This is a genomic window from Chryseobacterium sp. R2A-55, from assembly GCF_021401085.1.
Taxonomy (GTDB): Bacteria; Bacteroidota; Bacteroidia; order Flavobacteriales; family Weeksellaceae; genus Kaistella.
The window spans coordinates 156,155-180,740 of the sequence record NZ_JACBFP010000003.1; the positions used below are offsets into that span (position 1 = coordinate 156,155).

Annotated in this window: 19 protein-coding genes; 9 read left to right on the top strand and 10 right to left on the bottom strand. The window is 39.9% G+C overall.

Annotated elements, in window-relative coordinates:
• Window position 1 precedes the first annotated feature (1 nt).
• The 3 genes from L0951_RS05905 to L0951_RS05915 form a co-directional block, all read right to left on the bottom strand.
• Window positions 2-376 carry a hypothetical protein gene (locus L0951_RS05905; RefSeq protein ID WP_234110271.1) on the bottom strand — a complete coding sequence of 125 codons (375 nt, stop codon included), beginning with the start codon at window positions 374-376 and terminating at the stop codon, window positions 2-4.
• A gap of 69 nt (window positions 377-445) precedes the next feature.
• Window positions 446-916: an Lrp/AsnC family transcriptional regulator gene (locus tag L0951_RS05910; RefSeq protein ID WP_048498964.1), complete on the bottom strand. Its 471-nt coding sequence runs from the start codon at window positions 914-916 to the stop codon at window positions 446-448.
• 128 nt (window positions 917-1,044) lie between these two features.
• Window positions 1,045-5,823 (bottom strand): translocation/assembly module TamB domain-containing protein, encoded by a 4,779-nt coding sequence (locus tag L0951_RS05915; protein ID WP_234110273.1) that lies wholly within the window; start codon window positions 5,821-5,823, stop codon window positions 1,045-1,047.
• Between the two features lie 2 nt (window positions 5,824-5,825).
• On the opposite strand from L0951_RS05915, the gene tsaD reads away from it, so the two are divergent.
• Window positions 5,826-6,842: a tRNA (adenosine(37)-N6)-threonylcarbamoyltransferase complex transferase subunit TsaD gene (tsaD, locus tag L0951_RS05920; protein WP_234110275.1), complete on the top strand. Its 1,017-nt coding sequence runs from the start codon at window positions 5,826-5,828 to the stop codon at window positions 6,840-6,842.
• A gap of 55 nt (window positions 6,843-6,897) precedes the next feature.
• Window positions 6,898-7,593: an RsmE family RNA methyltransferase gene (locus tag L0951_RS05925; RefSeq protein ID WP_234110278.1), complete on the top strand. Its 696-nt coding sequence runs from the start codon at window positions 6,898-6,900 to the stop codon at window positions 7,591-7,593.
• Between the two features lie 15 nt (window positions 7,594-7,608).
• Here the strand turns inward: L0951_RS05925 and L0951_RS05930 are convergent, their stop codons facing one another.
• Both L0951_RS05930 and L0951_RS05935 read right to left on the bottom strand, forming a co-directional pair.
• Window positions 7,609-9,750: a S9 family peptidase gene (locus tag L0951_RS05930; protein WP_234110280.1), complete on the bottom strand. Its 2,142-nt coding sequence runs from the start codon at window positions 9,748-9,750 to the stop codon at window positions 7,609-7,611.
• A 99-nt stretch (window positions 9,751-9,849) separates the two neighbouring features.
• Window positions 9,850-10,545 (bottom strand): phosphatase PAP2 family protein, encoded by a 696-nt coding sequence (locus tag L0951_RS05935; RefSeq protein ID WP_234110283.1) that lies wholly within the window; start codon window positions 10,543-10,545, stop codon window positions 9,850-9,852.
• Between the two features lie 382 nt (window positions 10,546-10,927).
• Here L0951_RS05935 and L0951_RS05940 point away from each other — a divergent pair, with 382 nt between their 5' ends.
• The gene (locus tag L0951_RS05940; RefSeq protein ID WP_234110285.1) at window positions 10,928-11,437 is read left to right on the top strand and encodes a YceI family protein; all 510 of its coding nucleotides are present in this window, start codon (window positions 10,928-10,930) and stop codon (window positions 11,435-11,437) included.
• A 106-nt stretch (window positions 11,438-11,543) separates the two neighbouring features.
• Window positions 11,544-12,371: a 4,5-DOPA dioxygenase extradiol gene (gene ygiD, locus L0951_RS05945; protein ID WP_234110287.1), complete on the top strand. Its 828-nt coding sequence runs from the start codon at window positions 11,544-11,546 to the stop codon at window positions 12,369-12,371.
• 47 nt (window positions 12,372-12,418) lie between these two features.
• Here the strand turns inward: ygiD and L0951_RS05950 are convergent, their stop codons facing one another.
• From L0951_RS05950 to L0951_RS05960, 3 genes are all read right to left on the bottom strand, one after another.
• Window positions 12,419-13,066, bottom strand: coding sequence for a hypothetical protein (locus L0951_RS05950; protein WP_234110290.1), 648 nt, complete (start codon window positions 13,064-13,066; stop codon window positions 12,419-12,421).
• 147 nt (window positions 13,067-13,213) lie between these two features.
• Entirely contained in the window at window positions 13,214-13,840 is a 627-nt protein-coding gene (locus tag L0951_RS05955) for a hypothetical protein (RefSeq protein ID WP_234110293.1), read from the bottom strand.
• 39 nt (window positions 13,841-13,879) lie between these two features.
• Entirely contained in the window at window positions 13,880-15,508 is a 1,629-nt protein-coding gene (locus L0951_RS05960; RefSeq protein ID WP_234110295.1) for an acyl-CoA carboxylase subunit beta, read from the bottom strand.
• A 742-nt stretch (window positions 15,509-16,250) separates the two neighbouring features.
• On the opposite strand from L0951_RS05960, the gene L0951_RS05965 reads away from it, so the two are divergent.
• From L0951_RS05965 to L0951_RS05975, 3 genes are read left to right on the top strand one after another with little or no spacing between them, the layout of a single operon-like run.
• A complete protein-coding gene (locus L0951_RS05965; protein ID WP_234110298.1) occupies window positions 16,251-17,144 on the top strand; it encodes a DMT family transporter in 894 nt (297 codons plus the stop codon).
• Window positions 17,144-18,226, top strand: a complete 1,083-nt coding sequence (locus L0951_RS05970; protein WP_234110301.1) for a PorV/PorQ family protein — start codon at window positions 17,144-17,146, stop codon at window positions 18,224-18,226. Before L0951_RS05965 ends, L0951_RS05970 begins: the two co-directional genes overlap by 1 nt.
• 30 nt (window positions 18,227-18,256) lie before the next feature.
• Window positions 18,257-19,009: a hypothetical protein gene (locus L0951_RS05975; RefSeq protein ID WP_234110304.1), complete on the top strand. Its 753-nt coding sequence runs from the start codon at window positions 18,257-18,259 to the stop codon at window positions 19,007-19,009.
• Here L0951_RS05975 and uvrC read toward each other — a convergent pair whose 3' ends face one another.
• On the bottom strand, window positions 19,010-20,806 hold the full coding sequence (gene uvrC / locus L0951_RS05980; RefSeq protein WP_234110306.1) for an excinuclease ABC subunit UvrC: 1,797 nt from the start codon (window positions 20,804-20,806) through the stop codon (window positions 19,010-19,012).
• Between the two features lie 84 nt (window positions 20,807-20,890).
• Between uvrC and hutH the strand changes: the two genes are divergently transcribed.
• Entirely contained in the window at window positions 20,891-22,378 is a 1,488-nt protein-coding gene (gene hutH, locus L0951_RS05985; protein ID WP_234110309.1) for a histidine ammonia-lyase, read from the top strand.
• 60 nt (window positions 22,379-22,438) lie between these two features.
• Window positions 22,439-23,521: a glycine cleavage system aminomethyltransferase GcvT gene (gene gcvT / locus L0951_RS05990; protein ID WP_234110312.1), complete on the top strand. Its 1,083-nt coding sequence runs from the start codon at window positions 22,439-22,441 to the stop codon at window positions 23,519-23,521.
• A gap of 82 nt (window positions 23,522-23,603) precedes the next feature.
• On the opposite strand, the gene dapA is transcribed toward gcvT, so the two are convergent.
• The gene (gene dapA, locus L0951_RS05995) at window positions 23,604-24,476 is read right to left on the bottom strand and encodes a 4-hydroxy-tetrahydrodipicolinate synthase (RefSeq protein WP_234110314.1); all 873 of its coding nucleotides are present in this window, start codon (window positions 24,474-24,476) and stop codon (window positions 23,604-23,606) included.
• Window positions 24,477-24,586 lie beyond the last annotated feature (110 nt).

The window sequence follows — 24,586 nt, forward strand, 5'->3', positions numbered from 1 at the left end:
TTTATTTAAAGAATTGCCATTTGGGAATTATCGCGAGCAAACCCACTCCCACATACAAAAACATGTTCGTAACGTCTGTGTACAGGAAGGTGGCAAGGTAATAATTGTGCAAAAGGAAGTGAAAAACCACCGCTGCCGGAAACAGGAAGGCTCCGGATTTTCGGTAGAAAAAAATCAGGATCAATCCTACAATCATCAGTGAATCAACAAAATAAATAAGGTAAAAATACCAAAGCGGAATATTCATTTCGGTGTGTTGCGCAAATTCATCGGTGTCAATCCCAACTCCCATTAAACTGAAGAAAAGCAGGGCGATGAGTGAGAGGACAAATCCAAAATCCTTTTTAGGATTTTCGTTGGCAAATTCATTTTTCATAGCTTGTAAAAATAAAAAAACTTTTGAAGAATATTCAAAAGTTTTTTATGATTTAAGTTTCCAGATCTGTTAAATAGAAACCGCGTCGATCAGTCGGTTTTTATCAGAAAGGAATTCCTCCATGGAGATCATACTTTCGGTTCTCATCACATCCTGAATGTCATCAATTTGGTAGATGATCCGTTTTGCATCTTCGGTATTTTTTGCACGTACTTTTACGAAGATGTTGTACTTCCCTGAAATCACGCTGGCTTCGATCACGTTTGGAATCGTGGAAAGCTCTTTCAGCACATCATGGGTTCTGTTTGATTTGGTCAAAAGAATTCCGATGAATGCAGTGAAATGATAGTCTAATTTACCGTAATCGATATTTAATGAAGATCCCAGAATGATACCTGCATCTTCCATTTTTTTCACTCTTACGTGGATGGTTCCCGCAGAAACATCCATCTGTTTTGCGATTTCGGTGAAAGGCATTCTTGTGTTTTCTACTAAGAAATCAAGAATTTTCTTGTCTATTTCGTCAAGTTGATAATTCATTTTATATTTTTTTCAATTTTTTATACTTAATTCGAAAATTTCTGCAAATTTACAAATAAATATTAAAACGAAAAAATTTCATTAAACATTAACTATTTTTAACGTAATCAGCGTTTTTTATATTAAAATTAATATTTTATTGAATTATTCTTGGCAGAATCCCTTTTATTTTCATAATCAGGGGATTGTGCTGATTTATTTTTTTTCTTCTTTTTGAATAGCGTATTAAAACTTTTGCTGTACACCACACCTACCCCATAACTTTGGTTTGCACTGGCATTTCCTCCCGTCGCACCGGTTAATCCAATATTTGAAGGTTTGGAATAAGCCCTCAAAAGCCGTGTTCCATCATTGTTCTTTGACCAGTCATATTCAATAATTCCTTCACCGGAGAGGTAATTCTGGGTGGTGTTTTCGGTTTTTGAAATCGGTACTCCCAAACCGGTTTTCACTTTTACTCGGGGCGAAAGTGCAAAACTTACACTTGCATTGGCGCGGTCGCCGGTGTTGGAACCCGGATCACCTTTCAAATAATTTAAATCCACCTGGAATTCATTGCTTATGGTATTTAATACAGAACCGAGCTGTTTAAATAGCATATTATACCCCGAAGTTTCCAAGGTGTTTCCGAGATTAATATCAAACGCCGAACTTCCCACATTAAATGAGCTCAAAACCAAAACAGAACCAAACTGGATGACTTTTTCATCTTCATTGCTCATTTTTTCAGCCAAAGTTTCGCGAACACTGCTGGAAACATCCTGCGCCTGGACTCCCAGTTGAATTTTTGGGTTGGTCAAAGTTTGGGTTATTCTGGTGGTGAGCAAAACATTGATCGGCTGCAGTTGCCCCATATTCAGGTACTGTCCCGCGTTGGTCACAGTTCTAAGATAAGTTGCTCTGATGTCCAGATCCGGCGACATGGCATCTCCATCCCAACGGATGCTGCTTCCTCTGGCAATTTGAAAAGTTCTATTCAGAATCGCTTTGGAAATAAAAGTTCCATTATCTACAAAATAATCTCCCATCATCGAGATAGATCCTGTCCTGCTCATCCGGAATCTCAGTTTATCTGCATTTCCCCGCACGGAAATATCACCGATGTCATCTCCCACCAATACATTCACCGTGGTTCCCTTATCCACAGATGCAGTGAAATCTATGTTCAGGTTTGAGCTGGTATTTTTCTTTTTTTCCACGATGAAGGTGCCATCATCTTCCTTTTTCAGAAACCTCAGCATTTTAAATTCCTCTACATTCGAAGTGGAATTTGAATTAAAGGTAAACACCGAGTTATTGAGCGTCCTCATTTCCGGAGTAGATATATTGAGTGCCGAAACAGGTCCGTCCACATATAAAGTTCCGGTTCCGTAAATTCTGCCCCAAAACAAATCGAAATCCTTCTGAGTGGTGTTCAGCAGCAGTAGATTTTCTGCCCGCATCACCAAGTTTACGCCCATTGAGGATAAGGTTTCAAACTGAATCGCCCCTGAAATGGAACCTTTTGAATTGCTTCTGCCATCCTTTACACCGATGTCATTCAAGATCGCCAAACCTTTGGAAAGCGAAATCACGGTGTCATCAAAGGAATAGTCAACTCCCGTGAAATTTAACTTAAGACCAAATTGTTTCAACGCGATATCGCCACTGTAATCCACATCGTTCATTGGACCTTTGATTGCCAAATCACCGGTTGCTCTACCACGTAGATTTCCGAAAATACCTTTCACAAATTCCTGTGCAAAAGCCAGGTCAAATTCTCTCATTTCCGCATTCAGATTAAGACTCGGAGTGGAAGTATTATTATTGATGGTTCCGGTTACACGCAGGTTATTATCGCCAATGATTCCGGCAGAAACCACCTTGCCTTCCACATCAAAAACATTCGGAATACTGCTTTTCTTCACATTCAGATTCAATACTCCCATATTTTTTCCGTTCATCATGATGTCTTTCACATCCAAATCAATCACCGGTTCCAGAGTGTTTTTATCCTTTCTGATGTCGAAGGATCCATTTGCAATGCCTTTCAGATCCATGCTGTTCTCATTCTTGAGCAATGCGAAGACTTTCGAGATATCCAGATTTTTCACTTCGCCATTTACTGCAAAATCTTTTGCGGATTTAAAGGTGGCATCTTTCACTAAAACTTCGCTGGCATCTGAATATATCCGCAGATTTTGAACCAGAAAATCGCCTGATTTTTTTCGGTAGGTGATGGAGTGATTCAAATTCGGATCAGTATCTACCACCCATACCACATCATTGAATTTGACGGAAGTCGGTTCAAAATGAAAGACAAAATCTCCCGCAGAATTCGTACCCTGGTTTAAGTTTATTGCATATTCTTTCAGTTCCTGCTTCACTTCCTCATCAGGAGTTCCATGCTGGAAGTGGGTTGCGATGTGCAGTATCTGGTTGTTCTCATTTCTTCCGCTTAGCGTAATGTCTTTAAAAATATTATTGTTGTACTCCACGCGATCGATTTTCGCAAAGATTTGTTCCTGTAGATTCGCGGTATTGATTCTTACCATTAGATTGCCAATCATCGCAGTATCTTTAGAAACCTGATCGCGATCTGTCAGTTTGTAGGCGGGATTAGATTGCGCAAGTTCTTTGTCAGCTTCCGTGATTTCCACTTTTTTGGTCATCACATATTTCAGGGCTTCTGCGTCGATATTCAAGACGAGATCGTTTGCATTTCCGTCATAGGAACCATTTACAGCAGCACCTTTCGGAAGATGAAGGTTGGGATCGAAATAATTTATTAACACCTGTTTTACCTGAAAATCCATACTAAAGCTTTGCCCGCTATACAACTTTCTCGGCGGCGGTCCCACTAAGATTTTCCCCAAACCGTTTTCCACCATTCCGGCCAAATCTCCGAGTTGGAACCTTCCGGAAATGTTTCCAGTCACTGCGCCGGGTGCATCCACGGATACGATTCGGTTTCCGTTTTCGAGGTAGGCTTTTACATTTGCGTTTGGAATGAGATATTTATTTGTGGCATTGGCAAAATTCACATTCTTCAGCTCCGCATCAAGGTTCAAATCATTGACGTTTGTCATTGCAATTTTCCCATCTACCAAGCCTGAAACAATCTGGTTTCCTTTCCCACCCGTAAAATAATTGATGTTCAGATACTTCACATCGGCGTTGATGTCTGCAAAAATTCTTTTGGTGCTGAAATCAATCAGCCCTTTCACATCTGCTTTTGCCTGTTCGTCATTTACGTTAATGATGCCCCTGTATTTTCTATGGTCCAGAAATCCTTCCAGATAAACATTGTTAATGGTTTTATCTAAAATTTCAATTTTTGCGATCTGAGATTTTGTTCTAAGGCGCATCTTATTCACATCAAAACTTTCACCCTGGATATTGAACTTCCCGGAAATCAATCCAACCTCCTTGCTTTTTGTAATTACCGATGTATTTAAATCATGAACTTCCGCGTAGCCACGGAATCTCGGCAGGTCTGAACTGTAATCATTCAAATAAAACTGGGAGATTTTCGCTTGTCCAATTCCGGTAATCAGATCACCATTGGGAACGAAAACCTGTTTTGGGTTTACGCTCGCAGCACCACTGAATTTCAAGGTTCCAAAATCATCTGCAAAGTTTTTCATTTTACTTGAGATGAAAGTGGGCATCATCGCCTTTAAGTTCTGATAGGTAAAATTGGTGGAAATATGGTTTGATTCAATCTGAAAGTCTTTTTTTAGGATATCGGTCACTTTCAGATTTTGCGTTCGGATACTCACATCGGGATTGCTGATCACAAAATTTTCAAGAAAAAATTGATTCAGTGGCCCTCTCATTGAACCTGAAACATTGAAAGGTTTGTAATTATCCCAATCTGTGACAAAATAACTAATATCGAAGCCGCTGATCTGGGTTCCCTGCCGGAGATTCATTTCCCATTTCACTTTATTGGAAAAATCGCTCCATCTGCCGTTTCTCAGGTTAAACTTAATGTCTCCCTGCAGCAAGGAATGATCCGTGTTTAAAGTCAGATCCTTCAAAGAAAGAAATTCCTTGGTCAGGGAAAAATCTGTTGAAAAAGTATCCACGATATGCTTTTTGCCCCATCTCTCGGTGATGAAACGCATATTGCTGATTTGCGCAAAAACGTTTGGTCCGTTTACTTTAAGCTCGGGAATTACCAGATTTACATTTTCCGCGGTAAGCCATTTTCCTTCTTCGCCTTCATGGTTTTGGTTGACAATCGAAATTTTAGAGTTCGTGACATAAATCCTGGATTTCAACTCAAAAGGTGGCCTGTTTGGAATGGGAGCAGCACCGTCATCAAACAGATCAATGAATCTGATAAAGTTGGAGATGCTGTCACCTTTATAGGTAATCACCTTCAAATCTAAATCGTCAATGGAAAGTGACTGAAATAAAAGGTTTCGGGAATTTTTAATGATGGAAAACCAATTAGAATCGGCACGGATCGTTTTAGCCTTAATGAATGGAAAATTCTTGCCGTCTCTTGCCACCACATTAGAAATCGTGACATTTCCAAAATAGTTCACCTCTGCATTTTCGAAACTGATGTTGGTTTTCATATCCTCATTCAGGACTATATTTACCACCCGTTTTGCTGCCCAGTCTTTAGTTGCAGGCAGATTGATCACGATGACGATGGAAAAGAAAATAAAAAGTCCGGACCAAAAAAGTATCAGCAGAAGTTTTGCCCACCATTTGTAATCAGTGACATCTTTTGCTGCTTGTTCCACGAATTCCCCCGCTGTTTCCACAGGGTGCTTTACCGCATCGGAAGCAAGATTCGCTGCATCCTTCATCGTTTCCTTCACATTTTTTACCCCTTTCTGCATGGAATCCCCGATGTTTTCTGCAACGGATTTTTTGTCTTCTTTGTCGTTATTATTCTCTAAATTTGCCATTTATGAACAAGTCAATAATTTTAGGGATCGAGTCCTCTTGCGATGATACTTCCGCAGCAGTGATTTGTGGAAACAAAATCCTCTCCAATATTGCAGCCAGCCAAGCCATTCACAAGGAATACGGTGGTGTAGTTCCGGAACTTGCATCCAGAGCACACCAGCAAAACATCATTCCCGTGGTGGAAAAAGCATTCAGCAAAGCAAATATACAACAAAAACAGATTTCTGCTGTGGGATTTACCCGTGGTCCCGGACTTTTAGGATCGCTTCTGGTGGGAACTTCTTTCGCAAAATCATTGGCAATGAGCCTGAATGTTCCTTTGATTGAAGTAAACCACCTTCAGGCGCACATTTTAGCCCACTTTATCGACGATGCAAATAGCATGCCTCCGGAATTTCCTTTTTTATGTCTCACCGTTTCGGGAGGTCACACGATGATTGTCTTGGTTAAAGACTATTTCGACATGGAAATCATCGGTAAGACCACTGATGATGCCGCCGGAGAAGCGTTTGACAAAATTGGGAAGATTTTCGGGCTGGATTATCCGGCAGGTCCGATTGTGGATCGATTGGCGAAAAACGGAAATGAGCATTCATTCAAATTCAATAAACCGAGATTAGAGAATTACGATTATTCTTTCAGCGGAATCAAGACTTCCGTACTTTACTTCATTCAAAAAGAATTGAAAAAAAATCCTGATTTCATCAAAGAAAACCTAGATAATCTTTGCGCTTCCGTTCAAAAATCCATCATTGAAATCCTGATGGAAAAACTTGAAAAAGCCGCCGCAGATTATGGAATCAATCATGTGGCAATTGCCGGTGGAGTCTCTGCAAATTCTGGTTTAAGGGAGGCGATGAAAAAAAATGAGGAAAAATTGGGCTGGAACATTTACATCCCAAAATTTGAATATACCACAGATAACGCTGCAATGATCGCGATGGTAGCGCAACTAAAACTGGAACGCGGAGAGTTTGCGGATCTTTCAGCTTCTGCGACGGCTAGGTATGAACTTTAACACCTCAATGTAAGGACAAGTAGCGACTTGTCCCAGTGAAACCCACCGAAACCCAATGAAACTATTCCACGGAAATATCGAAAACGGAAAGGTAGAAATCCATCCTGAAGAACAACAACATATCTTGAAAGTGCTTCGCATGAGAGACGGCGATGAAATTTTCGTGACGGACGGAAAAGGAAATCTCGCCAAAGGAAATCTCACCTTCGAAGGGAAAAAGGTTTTATTGGAAGTTGCAGAAATTCAATATAATCTGCCCAGTTTTTCGACCAGACTGCATATCGCAATCGCACCGACCAAAAATATCGACCGGATCGAGTTTTTCATAGAAAAGGCGACCGAAATGGGAATTTCAGAAATCACCTTAATCCAAACCGATAAAACGGAAAGAAAAAACCTGAACATCGAAAAACTGCGCAAACAAAGTATTGCAGCATCGAAGCAAAGCTTAAGGTTTCATTTCCCGAAAATCAATGATTTGACGAAACTTTCGGATTTTATTAAAAGCATCAATACGGAAAAGACTTTCATCGCCCATTGCGACGAATCTTTTCCCAGAATCCATCTGAATGAAATACAGAAAATGGATGAAGTTTCTTTCTTAATCGGTCCTGAAGGTGATTTTTCTCCGAAAGAGATTCACGATTTATCATCACTCAACATTAAAGCTGTTTCACTTGGAAACCAAAGGCTAAGAACAGAAACAGCCGGGATTTTCGTGGCTGCGTGGAATTATTTTTTGGAAAGCTGATGAGTTCCTGACCAGTTATTTCTTAAGATATTCATCAAAATAATCCGTCACTTTTTGCATCAGATGAACCCTGTCTTTGCCCAAAACATTATGTGCATGACCGGGATAAACAAAATAATCCATCTGAACTCCATTATCCACCGCAGCTTTTAGAAATTTGATGGAATGTTGCCAAACCACCACATTATCCTGTGCTCCATGAATCATGAGCAAATGGCCTTTCAGGTTTTGCACTTTATCCAAAAGATTGGCTTGTCTGTAACCTTCGGGATTATTCTGAGGCGAATCCATATATCTTTCCGTGTACATGATTTCATACATATTCCAGTCGATTACCGGTCCACCTGCAACTCCCACTTTAAAAACTTCCGGATGTTTCAGCATCATACTCGTGGTCATAAATCCACCAAAACTCCAGCCATGAATTCCCATTTTCTCGACATTCACAAAGGGAAGCGTCTTCAAGTATTCCACTCCTTTCAACTGGTCATTCATCTCGGTTTCGCCTAAATTTCTGAAAACAGCCTGTTCAAATTTCTGGCCGCGATTGGAAGAACCCCTTCCATCCATACTGAAAACCACGTAACCTCTTTGCGCCATATATTCATACCACAAATTTCCGGAGGCCGGAAAAGTATTCGTAATCAATTGTAGGTGAGGTCCATTGTACAAATAAACGATTACGGGATATTTCTTAGTCGCATCAAAATCGGTAGGCAAAATAAGTTTTCCGTAAAGCGGAGTTCCATCATCCGCATTTAAGGTCACGTTTTTGATTTCAGGTCTTTGATAATTTTTCAAGGTATTTTCCGCAGTCAGAATATTTTTGGATTTTAGATTATTGGTATTAATCAGGTTTACGATCCGTGGTGATTCAGAATTGGAATAACTATCATAGAGGTAATTACCATCTAAACTCAAAATCCCGGTGTGCATTCCCGCGCCGCTGTCTAATCTTTCAGTTTTGAAAGTAGCCCAATTCACTTTGTAAAGATGCCTTTCCAAAGGAGTTTCCTGGGTAGAAGCATAGAATATTTCCTTCTTTTTTTCATTGAATCCCAGCAAATCGGTTACTACCCAATTTCCTCTGGTGATTTGTGCAACCAAGCCAGTATTCACATTGTAATGGAATAAATGATTGAAACCCGTTCTTTCACTTTGCCATATAAAATCAGTGGTAGAATTGGGAAAGAAAGTGAGTTGATGCTGTGGTTCCACGTATTTGTCGTGCTTTTCCTCAAAAACAGTTTTCACGAAATCTCCGTTGGAGACTTCATATTGGTTCATCTTCAAATGATTTTGGTCACGGTTTAGGACTCCAATAAAAACGGATTTGGAATCCGGATTCCAGGTAATTACAGTGAGGTACTGCTCCGGGTCGCCATCAGTTTTCACGAAAGTGGTCTTATTGGTTCTAAGGTCATAAATTCCCAGTGTCACGTGATGGGATTTGGTTCCCGCCATTGGATACTTAATGTTTCTGTTTACCGCCGGAACCACGCTCCAATCTATGATCGGATAATCAGTGACCATAGTCTGATCCATTCGGTAGAAAGCAATTTTTGAATGATCCGGCGAGATAAAAATGCCCTTGGTAATTCCGAATTCTTGCTGATGAACCGATTTACCGTTTACGATGTTTTCATCGGCATCATTAGTAATTGGAGTGACTTTTCCGTTTTTATTGACGAAGAGATTATTTTTTATGGTATAGGCAAAACCGCTATAATCACTGAATTGTTCAATATTTTCTGCACTTTCATCCAAAGAAATCCAGTCTTTAAGCTTCCAGTCTTTCCCCGATTTTTCAATCCAGTAATATTTGGAATTTTGAGAAAAATACCCTTTATCTTTATTGATGAAGGTAATCCGTGGAAAACTTTTCAGCTGTTTTTCCGCTGAAAGACCTTTATTCAATTGAGCCAAGGAAACTAAAGTATCCTGTTTCATGCTTTGAACCTCGGTCACCAAGTAGCCGTTTTTCACACTTTGGTAAAAAGATTTGTGATCATTGCTCCAAGAAAATCCGGAGATGTTTTTTACTGCAAGATTGCTTCGAAGCCCATTAACCGCTTCAGCGATGGTAAATTTTTGATTTTGACCAAAAAGAAAACTCCCCGCAACGAGGAACAGCAAAGATATTTTTGAAAATTTCATCTCGAAAATTTTAAGTGGCTAAATTTAAGAAATAAAATTGAGGTGTTAAAATTCTGTTAAAAGCAGACAAGAAAGCACCTTTCCGGTTCTGAAAATAAGTTAATAAATGCTCCCTAAGAAAGGATCTTTGATGGATTTGTGCTGATTCCATTGGTACTGATGGGTCCAATAAGCGACCTTCATCGATAAAATTCCCAGTCCTGCCCCGAAAAGCACATCAGAAATATAGTGCCTGTTATTGGCAATCCGCATTACTCCTACTCCAGCAGCAACTCCGTAAGCGGCATACGGAACCCATCTATGGTTTTCGCCATATTCTATGGAAAGCATTGCTGCGCCGGCAAATGCATTGGCAACGTGACCAGAAGGAAAAGAATATGCAGTTCCATCCGGTCGGGTTTCATTAAGTGTAGTCTTGAGCAAATACACCATTCCCAGATTGAGGAGCTGACCTTTGATTAAAATCGCGGTTCGGTTCTTCCAGTCGGTTCTTGGTTTCATACCGATCCACTCAAAACCGTAAACCGCAGCAAAAGGAAACATTTGGACATAGTCATCGAAACGGTTCTGAAATCCGGGAAGGTGTTCGTTTCGGTATTTTACAATTTCATTTTTGATGGATCCGGATCCATTTCCGTCAGTCGTAATCCCCGCAATCATTAATCCAACCGGAAAATAAAGATTTTTATACTGAAATTCGAGTCTTTTGTTTTCGATTTTCACGCTGTCCATTTCCTGTGCGAAGTGCAGCAACAATAAATTGAAAACCAATAAGAGGGAAATCCATTTCTTCATCCATAAAATTTTAAGCAAAACTAGCAGAATTTACTTCATCTTTTGGAATAATTGTGAAAAAAAACATTTCTTTTGCTTTTCAGCAAAACCAAGCAGCCAAATAATTAGCAAAATTGCAGAGTTCTTCATCTTATTAACGGTAAATAAGTGGAAATTAAGTTGGATGCGCCTGCTTACAGTAGCCTCATTTGACTGTATCTTTGGCCAACCGATTCCGAAACCTTTAATCTGTATCTGATTTTTCCCAAAAAAAAACATACAAAATTGATTATCAATGTATTTATTTAAGTCTGAATATTTATTATCATACATCAATGCTTAAAATTAAGTCTTGCATTATTTTTGCATAAGAATTTAAACATTAACCCAAATAAATATTAGTATGGCAACAAAATGGAACTTAGACCAAGCTCACAGCGAAATCAACTTTAAAGTAAGACACATGATGATCGCTAATGTGAAAGGGGAATTCAAAAATTTCAACGTGGATCTGGAAAGTGAAGATGATAACTTCAATAATGTGAAAGTTCATGCAGTAATTGAAACTGATTCTGTGAATACCAACAACACAGACAGAGATAACCACTTGAGATCTGCGGAGTTCTTTAATGCCGCTGAACATCCGCAAATTACTTTTGACACTACGTCCTTGAACGATGACGTGGTAGGAAACCTGACCATCAACGGAATTACCAAACCCATCACATTGGAAGTGGATTTCGGGGGAATCAATGTGGATCCGTGGGGACAAACCAAAGCAGGTTTCTCCTTCGAAGGGAAAATCAAAAGAAGTGATTTCGGATTAAACTGGAATGCCGCGCTTGAAGCAGGCGGAGTGATGGTTTCTGAAGAGGTGAAAATCTCTGGCGACCTTCAGTTCATCAAAGCATAAAAATCATCGCGTTACAGCATTGGTGTTGTTCGAAAAGGCCAGAATTAGTTCTTTCTTTTCGGGCAACACCTTTTTTTTCACTGAAATAGAATAAAATTTATCCAAAATGAACCTCAACGAACTTTCCAATATCTCAAACGATTTCAAAAACACCGAAAAAATGCCCGTGCTGTTTCTAGGACATGGCTCACCGATGAACGCGATTGAGGAGAACATTTTTGTACAGGGTTTCAGGAATATTGCCAAAGAAATTCCAAAACCCAACGCAATTCTCTGCATTTCAGCGCATTGGCTCACAGAAGGAACTTTTGTGACTGCGATGGAGAATCCAAAAACCATCCATGATTTCTACGGTTTTCCGAAAGAACTTTTTGAAGTGCAATATCCTGCGAAAGGAAATCCGCAATTAGCCGGCGAAACCAAAGAACTGCTTCTGCCAAATTTTGTGGAGGAGGATCAAAGTTGGGGACTTGATCACGGTGCGTGGTCAGTGTTGAAACATCTTTATCCGAATGCCGATATTCCTGTTATTCAGCTCAGTATTGATTACCAGAAGCCGCCGAAGTACCACTATGATTTAGCGAAGAAACTGGAAAAACTGCGTCATAAGGGAATTCTGATTATTGGCAGTGGAAACATCGTTCATAATCTGAGGATGATTGATTGGCGGAACATCAACTCCGTAGGTTCCGGTTGGGATTGGGCGATTGAAGCCCGTGAAAAAACAAACAACTGGATCCTTGACGGAAATTTTCAAAACCTGTTGGATTACCAGAAGCAAGGTTGGGCATTGCAAAACGCGGTTCCCACTCCCGATCACTATTTGCCTTTGATCTATTCATTGGCACTAAAGGACAAAACCGATGGTATTTCCTTGTTTAATGATGAATTGATCGGCGGAAGTTTGAGCATGACCAGCGTAAGAATCGGTTAGTTCAAAAAGCGTTGCCAGCGCTTAAAACGCCAACAACGCTCTAATTTCTAAAAAGTTACCCAATAAGTAGAATTATAAGACTTTGTGAAATTGCTGATACAGTTCGGCGAAGTAATTCTGACTTTAACCGAAGAAATCCCGTTGTCTTTCGAATAGGAAAAATTCGGGGTAGAATCAGTAGATGTTTTCACCTCACCATTCGCATAGGTTGCTTCCCATCGGTATTTATAGTCTGTGTTGGTTGTAGAAGGTACAAATGCTACCACTCCATCTGATTTACGCATTTCGGTGTAGTTCGTAAAATCTGAATTGCAGTTGGCCGCATTGGTCGTGGAATAATCAGTTCTATCTCTTGAACTTGTAGTTGCAGCTGCATTTGATGCGACATTATTTCCAACAGATATGGTTTTGTTACATTGGGAAATTCCTTTAGGAGTAAGCATTGCAAGAGACAAAGTCATGTTTCCCGTTGAATTCCCGGTTACTCTCACTGCGCGTTTTTTTGCATTCGAAGACATCGAAGCGACAGATCCATGATTTTCCCAAAGATGGCAATTGCTGCACTGCGCATCGTCCATATTTACTGAATAAGTTGCTGTGGAACCGACCGCCAAATTCGATGGTCCGTCGATCGTACATTGTGCAAATGCACTCGTCATCAGCGCGGAGCTGAATAAAACTAGAAGCTTTTTCATAATAATATTTTTTAAAATGTTGGTAAAAAAAGACCTACCAAAATCGTACCTTAAAAAAATATTATCGAAAGAAACCTGCCTTGAAATTTAGTTGAATACCTTACTGATGTCGGTTTAGGGTCATTAAAAAATTAGATGTGCCCAACTTCAGAAGTTATTCCAAAAGTTGGAATCATAGGTTTTCGTAAATGTTCGCATGCAATTCCCAGAGATCATTTTCACAGCAACACTGATAATTCCATGATCCTGAGAAAATGGAAATTGAGGTTTTTTTTCTGTTGACTGTTTTTGTTCCCCATCCGAATAAATTACCGTCCATTCATACTTATAATTGCGTTCGGTTTCAGTGGGAGAAAACAAAACCATTCCGTCAGCAACTTTCAGCTCCTGATATTCGTTGAAATCAATATCGCAATTGCCATTGGTGCTTCCTGGAGCCGTTTTATAGATGGTAATGTTTTTTACAGGTTCTGTAACCTCCACTATTTTGCTGCATTGAACCATTCCTTGCGGTGCAAGCATTGCCAATGAGAGTATGGTTTGCCCACCAGTATTTCCGGTTAACTTAATGGAATTCTGTTTCACATTTCCTTGAAGGGTTACATTGCCTCCATGGGTCGTCCAAAGATGACAGTCTCCACATTGCGCAATGTCCTTTTCCACAGTGTAAGTTTCTGTTTCCCCCGCTTTTATGCTGGGTTTTCCAAGGATATAGCACTGAGAAATTCCGTTTACAAAACTCAGAAAGCCAAATAAAAAAACAATTTTACTCATGAGTTCTTTAATTTTAAATTATTATTTAGAAAGCAGGTCTTAAACCTGGATTACTCCCAAATTAAATTTTTCGGAAATTGGGGCGTGATTGGCTGCTTCAATTCCCATGGAAATCCATTTTCTGGTATCAATCGGACTAATGATTGCGTCAGTCCATAATCTTGCGGCAGCATAAGTGGATTCTGTCTGTTTTTGATATCTTTTTGAAATCGTGTCCAGGATTTCTTGTTCCTCTTCTTGCGAAATTTCTTTCCCCTGTTTTTTCAGAGTGGAAGTTTGAATTTGTGCCAAAACTTTTGCAGCCTGACTTCCACCCATCACAGCCAATTCCGACCACGGCCAAGCTACAATTAATCTTGGATCGTAAGCTTTGCCGCACATCGCGTAATTTCCTGCTCCATAAGAATTCCCTGTAATCACGGTGAATTTCGGAACCACGGAGTTGGAAACCGCATTCACCATTTTCGCACCGTCTTTGATGATTCCGCCATGTTCTGACTTGGAACCCACCATAAATCCCGTGACATCCTGAAGGAAAATCAACGGAATTTTTCTTTGGTTGCAATTGGCAATAAATCTGGTCGCCTTGTCTGCGGAATCCGAGTAAATCACTCCGCCAAACTGCATTTCTCCTTTACCGCTCTTCACCAGCTTTCTTTGGTTAGCAACAATTCCCACGCTCCAACCATCGATTCTTGCGGTGGCACAGATGATTGTTTTTCCGTAATCGGGTTTATATTCCTCAAATTCAGAATGATCCACCAAAGATTTGATGATATCGAAAGTATCATATTGTTCTGCTCTGGAAATCGGCATAAAACCAAAAATATCGTCCATTTTCTGTTTGGGTGGAAAACTTTCAATTCGGTCAAAACCTGCTTTTTCGTAATCACCGAGGGACTTCATGATATTTTTGATGCGGTCCAAAGCGTCTTTATCATCTTTCGCCTTATAATCCGTCACTCCGGAAATTTCGCAGTGAGTGGTTGCACCGCCCAAAGTCTCATTATCAATATTTTCTCCGATTGCAGCTTTCACCAAATAGCTTCCCGCCAAGAATATGGAACCTGTTTGATCCACAATCATCGCTTCGTCACTCATAATCGGCAAATAAGCGCCACCTGCAACACAACTTCCCATAACCGCCGAAATCTGCACAATTCCCATGGAACTCATTTTGGCGTTGTTTCTGAAAATCCTCCCGAAATGTTCTTTGTCCGGGAAAATTTCGTCCTGCATCGGAAGGAAAACTCCGGCCGAATCTACCAAATAAATAATCGGCAGTCTATTTTCCATGGAAATTTCCTGGGCTCTAAGATTTTTTTTCGCAGTGATCGGAAACCATGCCCCTGCTTTCACGGAAGCGTCATTGGCAACTACCAAACACTGTCTTCCCGAAACATAACCCATCACCACCACTACTCCCGCACTGGGACAACCGCCTTGTTCTTGATACATTTCAAAACCGGCGAATGCACCAATTTCTATAGACTTTGAATCTTTGTCGAGGAGATATTCAATTCTTTCACGTGCAGTTAATTTGCCCTCTTCTCTTTGTTTTTGGAGTCGCTTTTCGCCACCTCCTTTTTTGATTTCCAAAAGTAATTTGTTGATTTCTGCAAGTTTCAGTTTATTGTGGTCTTCTCTCTTATTAAATTCTAAATCCATTCTTTGTAAAAAATTTCCATAAAGATAAGATATTTTAGTGTAAATGATTCGGACACAACCATTTGAACTAAACAATTGACTGACAGAAATTTAATTAATAAATTTTAACATTTTTTAAACGAATTGGCATAAAATAATTCCCCCAAATTTTCGTTGAAGGTAGAAATCCTGAAGCAGTATCATGAATTTTATATGCTGTTCCTAGTTTATTTTTTTTAATAGTTTATTATTTGAGGACCCCGAAAGTTGAAAGATTTTTGGGGTTTTTCTTTTGAGATTCGATTTGCTGGATTTAGGTCACGCATTATAAAACCAAAATAAGTTTTGGATTTAAAACCTGTTGTGCATTTAGAGGAAACACACAACTACTTGACTTGTAAATATTTGTAAATCACTAATAAGCGAAAGCGCCTTGGTTTATCTTAATAATATGATGTATTGCTTTAAGAATTGCCTTTGTCTGCCCTTGCGTGGAAAATAAAGACGAGGACAAACAAAGTTTCTTATCATTTTTATACTGCTTAAAAGCACATCTTTTAGGCTAGACAAAGGCGCTTTCGCTTATTGTTGCCAAACAAAGTTCTGAATGCAAAACCTGTGGTTAAAATAAAATTGTATTCAAACTTTAACTCAAAACACTGACCTTGAAATATGGTATTGCGGATTTCGTGTCACTCATCTTGTACCTCATAGCTCAATCCAAATTCGTACTTTTGCAGAACTTCAAAACAGACAGTTTTTCATGGTCAACAAATCTGCACTTTTTCGCCTACATTTCATCGTATTTTTATGGGGATTTACCGCTATTTTAGGAAAACTGATTCATGCCAATGCGCAGATCCTGGTTTTTTACCGAATGGCTTTTGCGGCATTCTTCCTCTTTTTGTTCATTCGTTTTTTTAAAGGTGAAAGCATCAAGATTTCCAAAAAACTTTTCCTGCAGTTATCGGCTATTGGAGGATTCATGGCGTTTCATTGGCTCTGCTTCTTTCATTCCATCAAGGTTTCCAATGTTTCCATTGCTCTGAGTTGTCTCTCACTTTCCACCCTTTTTGCATCAATTCTTGAGCCTATTATCTTTAAGAGAAAAATTGATATCTCAGAAGTCATCATGGGAATCGTGATCGTAATCTGCATGGGACTGATCTTTAAAACTGAATTTCAATATAAGGAAGGAATTTTCTTCGGCATTTTGACGGCCATTTTCGGAACTATCTTTTCCGTTTTTAATGGGAAAATATTTGGCAAAACCAGCTCTGGTAATATTATTTTTTATGAGATTTTTTCGGGATTATTAATTTTAAGTGTTTTCTATCTGTTGACCGGTCAAATTTCCCAGCTCCATGAAATAAGTTACCGTGATTTGGCGTTAGTTGTATTATTGGCAAGTATTTTCACAGCTTTTCCGATGCTCGAATCGGTGCAGCTGATGAAATATATTTCTCCGTTTACTTTAATTTTGACGGTAAATTTGGAGCCGATTTATGGGATTATTCTTGCTTTTTTTATCTTTGGGGAGTCTGAACAGATGAGTCCGGTTTTCTATATCGCCTCATCGATTATGATTTTGGCCATTATTGCAAACGGGATCATCAAGCAAAAGAGAAAAGCTTCGACCAATAAATTAGAAATTTGATGATAAAACTCTTCCTTACATTTTTCACTCTTGCAGGAATCCTTTCCCAAGCACAAATCGTGAGAAAATATTCCAACGAGTTTCTAAATATTGGAGCCGGTGCAAGAGGTTTGGCAATGGGAGGAGCAGTAATTTCCAACCAGAACGATGTGTATTCACCGATGTGGAATCCGGCAGGATTAATCGGAATCGAACGCGATTGGCAAGGTGCGGCTATGCACGCAGAATACTTCGAATCCATCGCAAAATATGATTACGTTGCCTATGCAAAAGCACTGGATCACAAAAACGGAACCTTCGCCATTTCCATAGTCAGATTGGGTGTGGACAATATTTTAAACACCACTCAAATGATTGATTCCGAAGGAAATATTGATTACGACAGAATCACCAGCTTCTCGCAGTCTGATTATGCGGGAATTCTTTCTTACGCATTTAATCCGGGTGGAAATCAAAAACTGGCAGTGGGAGTCAATGCGAAATTGGTTTATAGAAATGTAGGGAAATTTGCAAATGGATTCGGTTTTGGATTTGATTTGGGGGCACTTTACTTTGCGGACACCGGCTGGAAATATGGCGCGATGTTGAGAGATGCCACAACGACTGTGAATTTCTGGACCGTTAATCAGAAAGAACTTTCCGCCATAGTCAATGGTGAGGAATTCAACCCCGCTCCAAAAGACAAAATGGAAATCACCATGCCAAAACTGAATTTGGGCATGAGCAAAAATTTTGAAATCAACCGCGATTTGGAACTGGAACCTGAAGCGGGTTTAAATATCGATTTCGCTAAAACCGCTTCCCTGATTTCTACAGATTTTGCCAGCATTACACCATATGCAGGTGCAGAATTGAAATTTCAGGATATGATTTTTGTGAGGATTGGACTGAACCGTTTTCAAACCGTCACCGACATTGAAAGCTTGAAGAGAAAAATTTCCTTTCAGCCAAGTGCGGGAATCGGGATAAAATATCAGGGGCTGACTTTGGATTACGCCATTACCAATTCTGGAGTCGGTGGTTCCAACTTTTACTCCAATTTTTTTTCTTTGAAACTGGATATGGGCAATTTCAGGAATTAAATTACCTTTGTTTCAGTCAAAGTAAAAATCATGAGAAACATCTTTAAATTATCTTTTATTTTCCTGTTCGCAATACTTTCCGGGCAAAATATTTCAGATTACCAATATATTTTTATCCCTAAAGAATTCACCAATGCAAAAGCCAACAAATACGGATTGAGCAACTTATTGGCAAAAAAACTCAAAGCTAAAAAATATGTGATTCTCACCGATCCCATCCAAACCAGCTGCGAGTCATTACACGCAGAAATTGCAGACACTGGAAATTTTCTCACCAATAAAGTTCGGGTAGATTTCAAGGATTGCCAAAATAAAACGGTTGCGACTTTTGACGGAAAATCAAACATCAAGGAATTAGAAGAAGGAATGCAGGATGCATTGGAAAATGCCATGAAAGGAATAAATGTTTCAAATCCTGTACATCTTGTTTCGTCCCAAATGTCAAAACAGACAGAAACCGTCTCACAAACAGAACATGTCAACCAAAAAGAAAATACGATAGAAACCCCAAATGGAATTACCGCGCAAAATACTGCCGAAGCATATACCAACGGAACTTTGACTTTAAACAGAATCAATTTATCTGAAAACCAGTTTATTCTGGCCAATCCAGGCAAATCTGTTCCGTATGCGGTTTTTTCGGCTTCTGGCAAAAAAGATGTGTACAGGGTTCAGCTTGAAAATGGCACTACAACTTTCGGTTATTTTGAAAACGGAAATATTGTGATTGAAACACCAAATTCTGATGGAAGTTTTGGAAAGCAGGTTTTTATCAGGAAGTAATTATTCCGCTCCGTTGAAATATTCGTAAACCACTTTTCCTCTGGATTTCCCAATGATTTCTTCTAAAGTTTCCAGTGAAGACTCGCGAATTCTTTTGACGGATTTCAATTTGGAAAGCAAAAGTTCCACCGATTTCTCTCCCACTCCCGGAATTTCTTCGAGTTCGGATTTGATGGTTGAATTTTTTCTGCGTGTTCTGTGGTGTTTCACCCCGAAACGGTGGGATTCGTCCCGGACTCTTTGAAGGATTTTTAAGGTTTCCGACTTTTTGTCAATATAAAGCGGAATCGAATCCTCCGGAAAATAGATTTCTTCCAGACGTTTTGCAATTCCAATAATGGTAATTTTCCCGTAAAGCCCCAAAAGCTTCAAACTCTTTACCGCAGAGGAAAGCTGCCCTTTTCCGCCATCAATCAAAATCAATTGCGGAAGTGGCTCGTTCTCCTCAATCAGTCTTTTGTACCGGCGATAAACCACTTCTTCCATGGTCGCAAAATCATTCGGTCCTTCAACCGTTTTCGGATGGAAAATCCGGTAATCATTCTTGCTCGGTTTCCCATCTTTGAAAACCACACAGGCCGAAACCGGATTCGTTCCCTGAATATTTGAATTGTCGAAACCTTCAATGTGGCGCGGCTCCACAGGCATTCGCAGCAGTTTTTGCATTTCCGCCATGATTCGGTTCGTGTGCCTTTCCGGATCAACGATTTGGACCTGTTTTAATTTTTCTACCCGGTATTCCTTTGCATTTTTTTCAGAGAGTTCCACGATTCGCTTCTTATCTCCCACTTTTGGCACCATCAACTTTACGTTAGGAATCTCGGTCGGAAGATGAAAAGGCAACAAAATTTCCTTAGAATCGGAATTGAATTTCTGCCGGATTTCAATAATCGCCTCCTCCAAAATATCTTCGTCGGTTTCCTCCAAAACTTTTTTGATTTCGGTGGTGTAGCTTTGAATAATGTTTCCATTCTGGATTTTGAAATAATTCACATAAACCGCTGTTTCGTCGCTCGTCATTCCGAAAACATCCACATCATCAATGTTCGGATTCACCACGGTGTGTTTGTGTTCATAATCTGCAAGCAAATCGATGTTTTCTTTCACCGACTGTGCTTTTTCAAATTCCAGATTTTCAGCGTATTTCATCATCTCACCAATCAAATGTTCTTTCGCTTTGCGGAAATCACCTTTGATGATCCCACGGATTGCATCCACTTTCGAATCATAATGTTCCTTGCTTTCAAACATTTCACACGGTCCTTCACAATTTTTGATATGGTATTCCAGGCAAACCTTGTACTTTCCTTCCGCTATTTTTTCCGGCGAAAGGTTCAGGTTGCAGCTTCTGATTTTATAAATATGTTTAATGGTATCAAGCAAGACCTTTGCGGGACGAACTTTTGCGTAAGGTCCAAAATATTCCGAACCATCCTTGATCAAAGTCCGGGTCATAAAAATCCTGGGAAAATCTTCATTTTTGATGCAAATCCAGGGAAAAGACTTATCGTCCTTCATCATCACATTGTAGAAAGGCTGATGTTCCTTGATCAGGTTGTTTTCAAGGAGAAGTGCATCGTACTCGCTGTTTACTACGGTTGTTTCCAAACGGTGGATTTTTCCGACCATGATTTTGGTTCGGTAACCGGAAAGATTCTTATTAAAATAAGAAAGTACCCTTTTCTTGAGATTTTTTGCCTTTCCCACATACAGAAGCTGCCCGTTCTTATCATAATAACGGTAAACTCCGGGATCTGAAGGCAAAGTCTTAAGCTGAAGTTCGAGATTGAGATTCACCCTACAAAAATAGGGAAATGGATTTGGAAATTCAATTTTCATAATCCTCGGAAAAACCGTAATTTTAAGACCAAATAATTAGTAATGATTTACGGCATAGATTCCTTCACCATATCCGATATAATGGCGATTTTGGAAAATCCCAAAATTGCAAAACTCAATAAGGCGTCGAAAGATAAGATTCTGAAATCCCAGAAAAACGTTCAGCAGATTGTGGAATCAGACCGCACCGTTTACGGAATCAACACCGGATTTGGACCGCTTTGTGATGTGAAAATCTCGGAAGAAGAAGCTGCGCAACTTCAGCACAACCTCATCATTTCTCATGCAGTTGGCGTTGGAAAACCCATCCACAAAGATTTTTCACGGGTAATGATGATTGCGAAAATCCACGCCCTTTCAAAAGGATTTTCGGGAGTTTCACTGGAAGTGATCGAACGACTGGTATTGATGCTGGAAAAAGACATCATTCCGGTTGTTCCCGAGCAAGGTTCTGTAGGCGCTTCCGGAGATTTGGCTCCGCTTGCTCATTTGGTTTTGCCACTTCTGGGTTTGGGAAAAGTCTGGGAAAACGACCAACCGGCAGAAACCTCGAAAATTTTAAAAAAACATGGTTTAAAACCATTAAAACTTGGACCAAAAGAAGGATTAGGACTGATAAATGGAACCCAGTTTATTTTGGCACACGCCATTTTGGGCTTACATAAATTCGAATATTTACTGGATCTGGCTGATTTGACGGCGGCTCTAAGCTTGGAAGCTTACCGTGGATCCGCAAGTCCCTTCAAGAAAGAACTTCATGAAATCCGGCCGTTTGCAGGAAGCAAAAAAGTGGCGGCGAGAATGTTGAAGTTCCTGAAAAATTCCGACAACCTGAAAAGCCACGAATTCTGCGACAGAGTGCAGGATCCGTATTCCATGCGATGTGTTCCGCAGGTTCATGGTGCGAGCAGAAATGCTTTTGAACACCTGAAAAATCTGGCAGAAACCGAACTTAATTCCGTGACCGATAATCCAATCGTGTTGAGCGCAGAAGAATCTATTTCCGGTGGAAATTTCCATGGTCAACTCCTCGCATTGCCTTTGGATTATGCGACTTTAGCTGCGGCAGAAATTGGAAATATTTCCGACCGCAGAAGTTATCTCTTGTTGGAAGGAAAATATGGGCTGCCCAGACTTTTGGTGGAGAGTTCGGGGCTAAATTCCGGATTTATGATTCCGCAATACACTTCCGCTGCTTTAGTTACCGAAAATAAAACGCTTTGCTTTCCGGCATCGGCAGATTCCATTCCCACCAGTTTGGGACAGGAAGACCATGTTTCCATGGGAAGTATTTCCGGACGGAAATTCAACCAGGTTTTAGCAAATCTTGAAAATATTTTGGCGGTGGAACTGATGTTCGGCGCACAGGGACTGGAATTCCGACGACCTTCGAAATGCTCGAAATTCGTGGAAACCGCTTATGAATTGATTCGAACAAAAGTTCCTAAATTAGAGGATGACCGCTTGATTGGCAACGATATCCTGGCAATTGCCGAACTGATAAAAGACAGAAAATTTGAGGTGAATTAATAGATCTGAAAACCTTAACTTCGTTAACTTTAAAAATAAAATTCAAATAAAAATTTAGGAATGGAAAAAAGAACAGCGTTATATGACAAACACGTTTCTTTGGGCGCTAAGATGGTGCCTTTTGCAGGGTTCGAAATGCCGGTTCAATATACTGGCGTAACCGAAGAACATTTTGCGGTACGCGAAAAAGTGGGAATCTTCGATGTTTCACACATGGGACAATTTTTCGTGGAAGGTCCTTCTGCAAAGGATTTGCTGCAATACATCACCACTAATAACGTGGATTTGCTTGAAGACGGAAAAGCTCAATATTCTTGCCTGCCAAACGGATCTGGCGGAATTGTGGATGATCTGATCATCTACAAAATGAATGACGAAAAATATTTTGTGGTGGTAAACGCTTCAAACATTGATAAAGACTGGAACCAATTCCAAAAATACAATGACCGATTCGGGGCAAAATTAATCAACGCTTCAGATGAAATGTCGCTGATTGCGATTCAGGGACCAAAAGCAACTGAAACACTGCAAAAACTTACCGATACCAATCTTTCCGAAATTCCTTACTACCATTTCGTGGAAGGAACTGTGGATGGAATATCCAATGTGATTATTTCAAATACAGGTTATACCGGAAGCGGCGGTTTCGAGATTTACTTTAAAAACGAGGATGCCCTGAAACTGTGGGACGCATTGACCGAAGCTGGAAAAGAATTCGGATTGATTCCTTGCGGATTGGCTTCCAGAGATACTTTGCGTTTAGAAAAAGGGTTCTGCCTTTATGGAAACGATATAGACGACACCACTTCTCCCCTTGAAGCAGGATTGGGTTGGATCACCAAATTCGACAAGGATTTTGTGGACAAAGAATTTTTTGCAAAGCAGAAGGAAGAAGGCGTTTCCAGGAAACTGGTCGGTTTTGAAATGCAGGAAAGAGCGATTCCGAGACACGGATATTTGGTGGTGGATTCCGAAGGAGCGGAAATTGGTGTGGTAACTTCCGGAACAATGAGTCCGATGAAAAATATAGGGATCGGTTTGGCTTATGTTGCAAAACCGCACTTCAAGGTGGGATCGGATATCTTTATCCAAATCAGAAATAAAAATGTTCCAGCAAAAGTAGTCAAAACACCATTTGTATAAGGGAATTTTTCTTATCAGCTAAAAAAAGAAGGACCTGAGATAAAGTCCTTCTTTTTTTATGTTAAATAAGATGCTCTTCGAATCAAATTCCCGCCATTTCAGCCTTAATTTTATCCTGCAAACCTGCACTGGCTGGAACCAAAGGAAGTCTGAGAAAGTTTTTCACGATTCCCATTTCTGCCAATACAAATTTGATTCCGGCAGGATTTCCTTCCGCAAAAATCAATCGGGTGATTTCCACGAGTTTGTTGTGGATTTCATAAGCTTCTTTCACTTTTCCGTCAAACGCGAGCTGAACCATCGTAGAAAATTCTTTCGGATAAGCTTGTCCAATCACGGAAATCACTCCATTTCCACCTGCCAAAGTTACAGGAAGCGTAAATTCGTCATCCCCTGAAACCAAATTGAAATTTGCCGGTTTTTTCCTCAAAATATCGAAATACTGCAAAATGTTCGGTGCAGCTTCTTTGACCATGATCAAATTCGGGAAATCATTTGCCAGTCGAAGCGTTGTTGCTGCCTCAATATTTTGTCCGGTTCTTGAAGGAACGTTGTAAATTATGATATTCTTGCCGGTTTGCGCCAAAACCTTGTAATGCTGGTAAAGTCCCTCCTGATTTGGTTTGTTGTAATAAGGCGAAACGGAAAGTATCGCTTCAAATGCGGATAAGTCAGTTTCCTCGATCTGCTTTTTCACCGCCATCGTATTATTTCCACCGATTCCTAAAACCAGCGGAAGTCGGCCGTTATTCACTTTTACAATATGATTGATTACCGCTGTTTTTTCATCAGCGGACAAAGTCGCAGATTCTCCCGTGGTGCCCAAAACCACTAAATAATTGGTACCATTTGCAATATTGAACTCCACCAGTTTGGTCAGCGAATCGAAATCAACCGAAAGATCCTCATTAAACGGTGTAACCAAAGCAACACCAACTCCTCTTAAATTGCTCATTTCAAATAAAATTAATGTTTCAAAATTACGAAAATTAATGCGAGAATTTGAGAAAAAAAATCAGAACTTAATATTCATATCTTTATATTTGCAACTCTAGACAGCATCTT

What these genes read in the sequence shown, in the direction of transcription:
- L0951_RS05905 (WP_234110271.1), bottom strand. Translation starts at nt 376, where the DNA reads ATGAAAAATGAATTTGCCAACGAAAATCCTAAAAAGGATTTTGGATTT.
- L0951_RS05910 (WP_048498964.1), bottom strand. Translation starts at nt 916, where the DNA reads ATGAATTATCAACTTGACGAAATAGACAAGAAAATTCTTGATTTCTTA.
- L0951_RS05915 (WP_234110273.1), bottom strand. Translation starts at nt 5,823, where the DNA reads ATGGCAAATTTAGAGAATAATAACGACAAAGAAGACAAAAAATCCGTT.
- tsaD (WP_234110275.1), top strand. Translation starts at nt 5,826, where the DNA reads ATGAACAAGTCAATAATTTTAGGGATCGAGTCCTCTTGCGATGATACT.
- L0951_RS05925 (WP_234110278.1), top strand. Translation starts at nt 6,898, where the DNA reads ATGAAACTATTCCACGGAAATATCGAAAACGGAAAGGTAGAAATCCAT.
- L0951_RS05930 (WP_234110280.1), bottom strand. Translation starts at nt 9,750, where the DNA reads ATGAAATTTTCAAAAATATCTTTGCTGTTCCTCGTTGCGGGGAGTTTT.
- L0951_RS05935 (WP_234110283.1), bottom strand. Translation starts at nt 10,545, where the DNA reads ATGAAGAAATGGATTTCCCTCTTATTGGTTTTCAATTTATTGTTGCTG.
- L0951_RS05940 (WP_234110285.1), top strand. Translation starts at nt 10,928, where the DNA reads ATGGCAACAAAATGGAACTTAGACCAAGCTCACAGCGAAATCAACTTT.
- ygiD (WP_234110287.1), top strand. Translation starts at nt 11,544, where the DNA reads ATGAACCTCAACGAACTTTCCAATATCTCAAACGATTTCAAAAACACC.
- L0951_RS05950 (WP_234110290.1), bottom strand. Translation starts at nt 13,066, where the DNA reads ATGAAAAAGCTTCTAGTTTTATTCAGCTCCGCGCTGATGACGAGTGCA.
- L0951_RS05955 (WP_234110293.1), bottom strand. Translation starts at nt 13,840, where the DNA reads ATGAGTAAAATTGTTTTTTTATTTGGCTTTCTGAGTTTTGTAAACGGA.
- L0951_RS05960 (WP_234110295.1), bottom strand. Translation starts at nt 15,508, where the DNA reads ATGGATTTAGAATTTAATAAGAGAGAAGACCACAATAAACTGAAACTT.
- L0951_RS05965 (WP_234110298.1), top strand. Translation starts at nt 16,251, where the DNA reads ATGGTCAACAAATCTGCACTTTTTCGCCTACATTTCATCGTATTTTTA.
- L0951_RS05970 (WP_234110301.1), top strand. Translation starts at nt 17,144, where the DNA reads ATGATAAAACTCTTCCTTACATTTTTCACTCTTGCAGGAATCCTTTCC.
- L0951_RS05975 (WP_234110304.1), top strand. Translation starts at nt 18,257, where the DNA reads ATGAGAAACATCTTTAAATTATCTTTTATTTTCCTGTTCGCAATACTT.
- hutH (WP_234110309.1), top strand. Translation starts at nt 20,891, where the DNA reads ATGATTTACGGCATAGATTCCTTCACCATATCCGATATAATGGCGATT.
- gcvT (WP_234110312.1), top strand. Translation starts at nt 22,439, where the DNA reads ATGGAAAAAAGAACAGCGTTATATGACAAACACGTTTCTTTGGGCGCT.
- dapA (WP_234110314.1), bottom strand. Translation starts at nt 24,476, where the DNA reads ATGAGCAATTTAAGAGGAGTTGGTGTTGCTTTGGTTACACCGTTTAAT.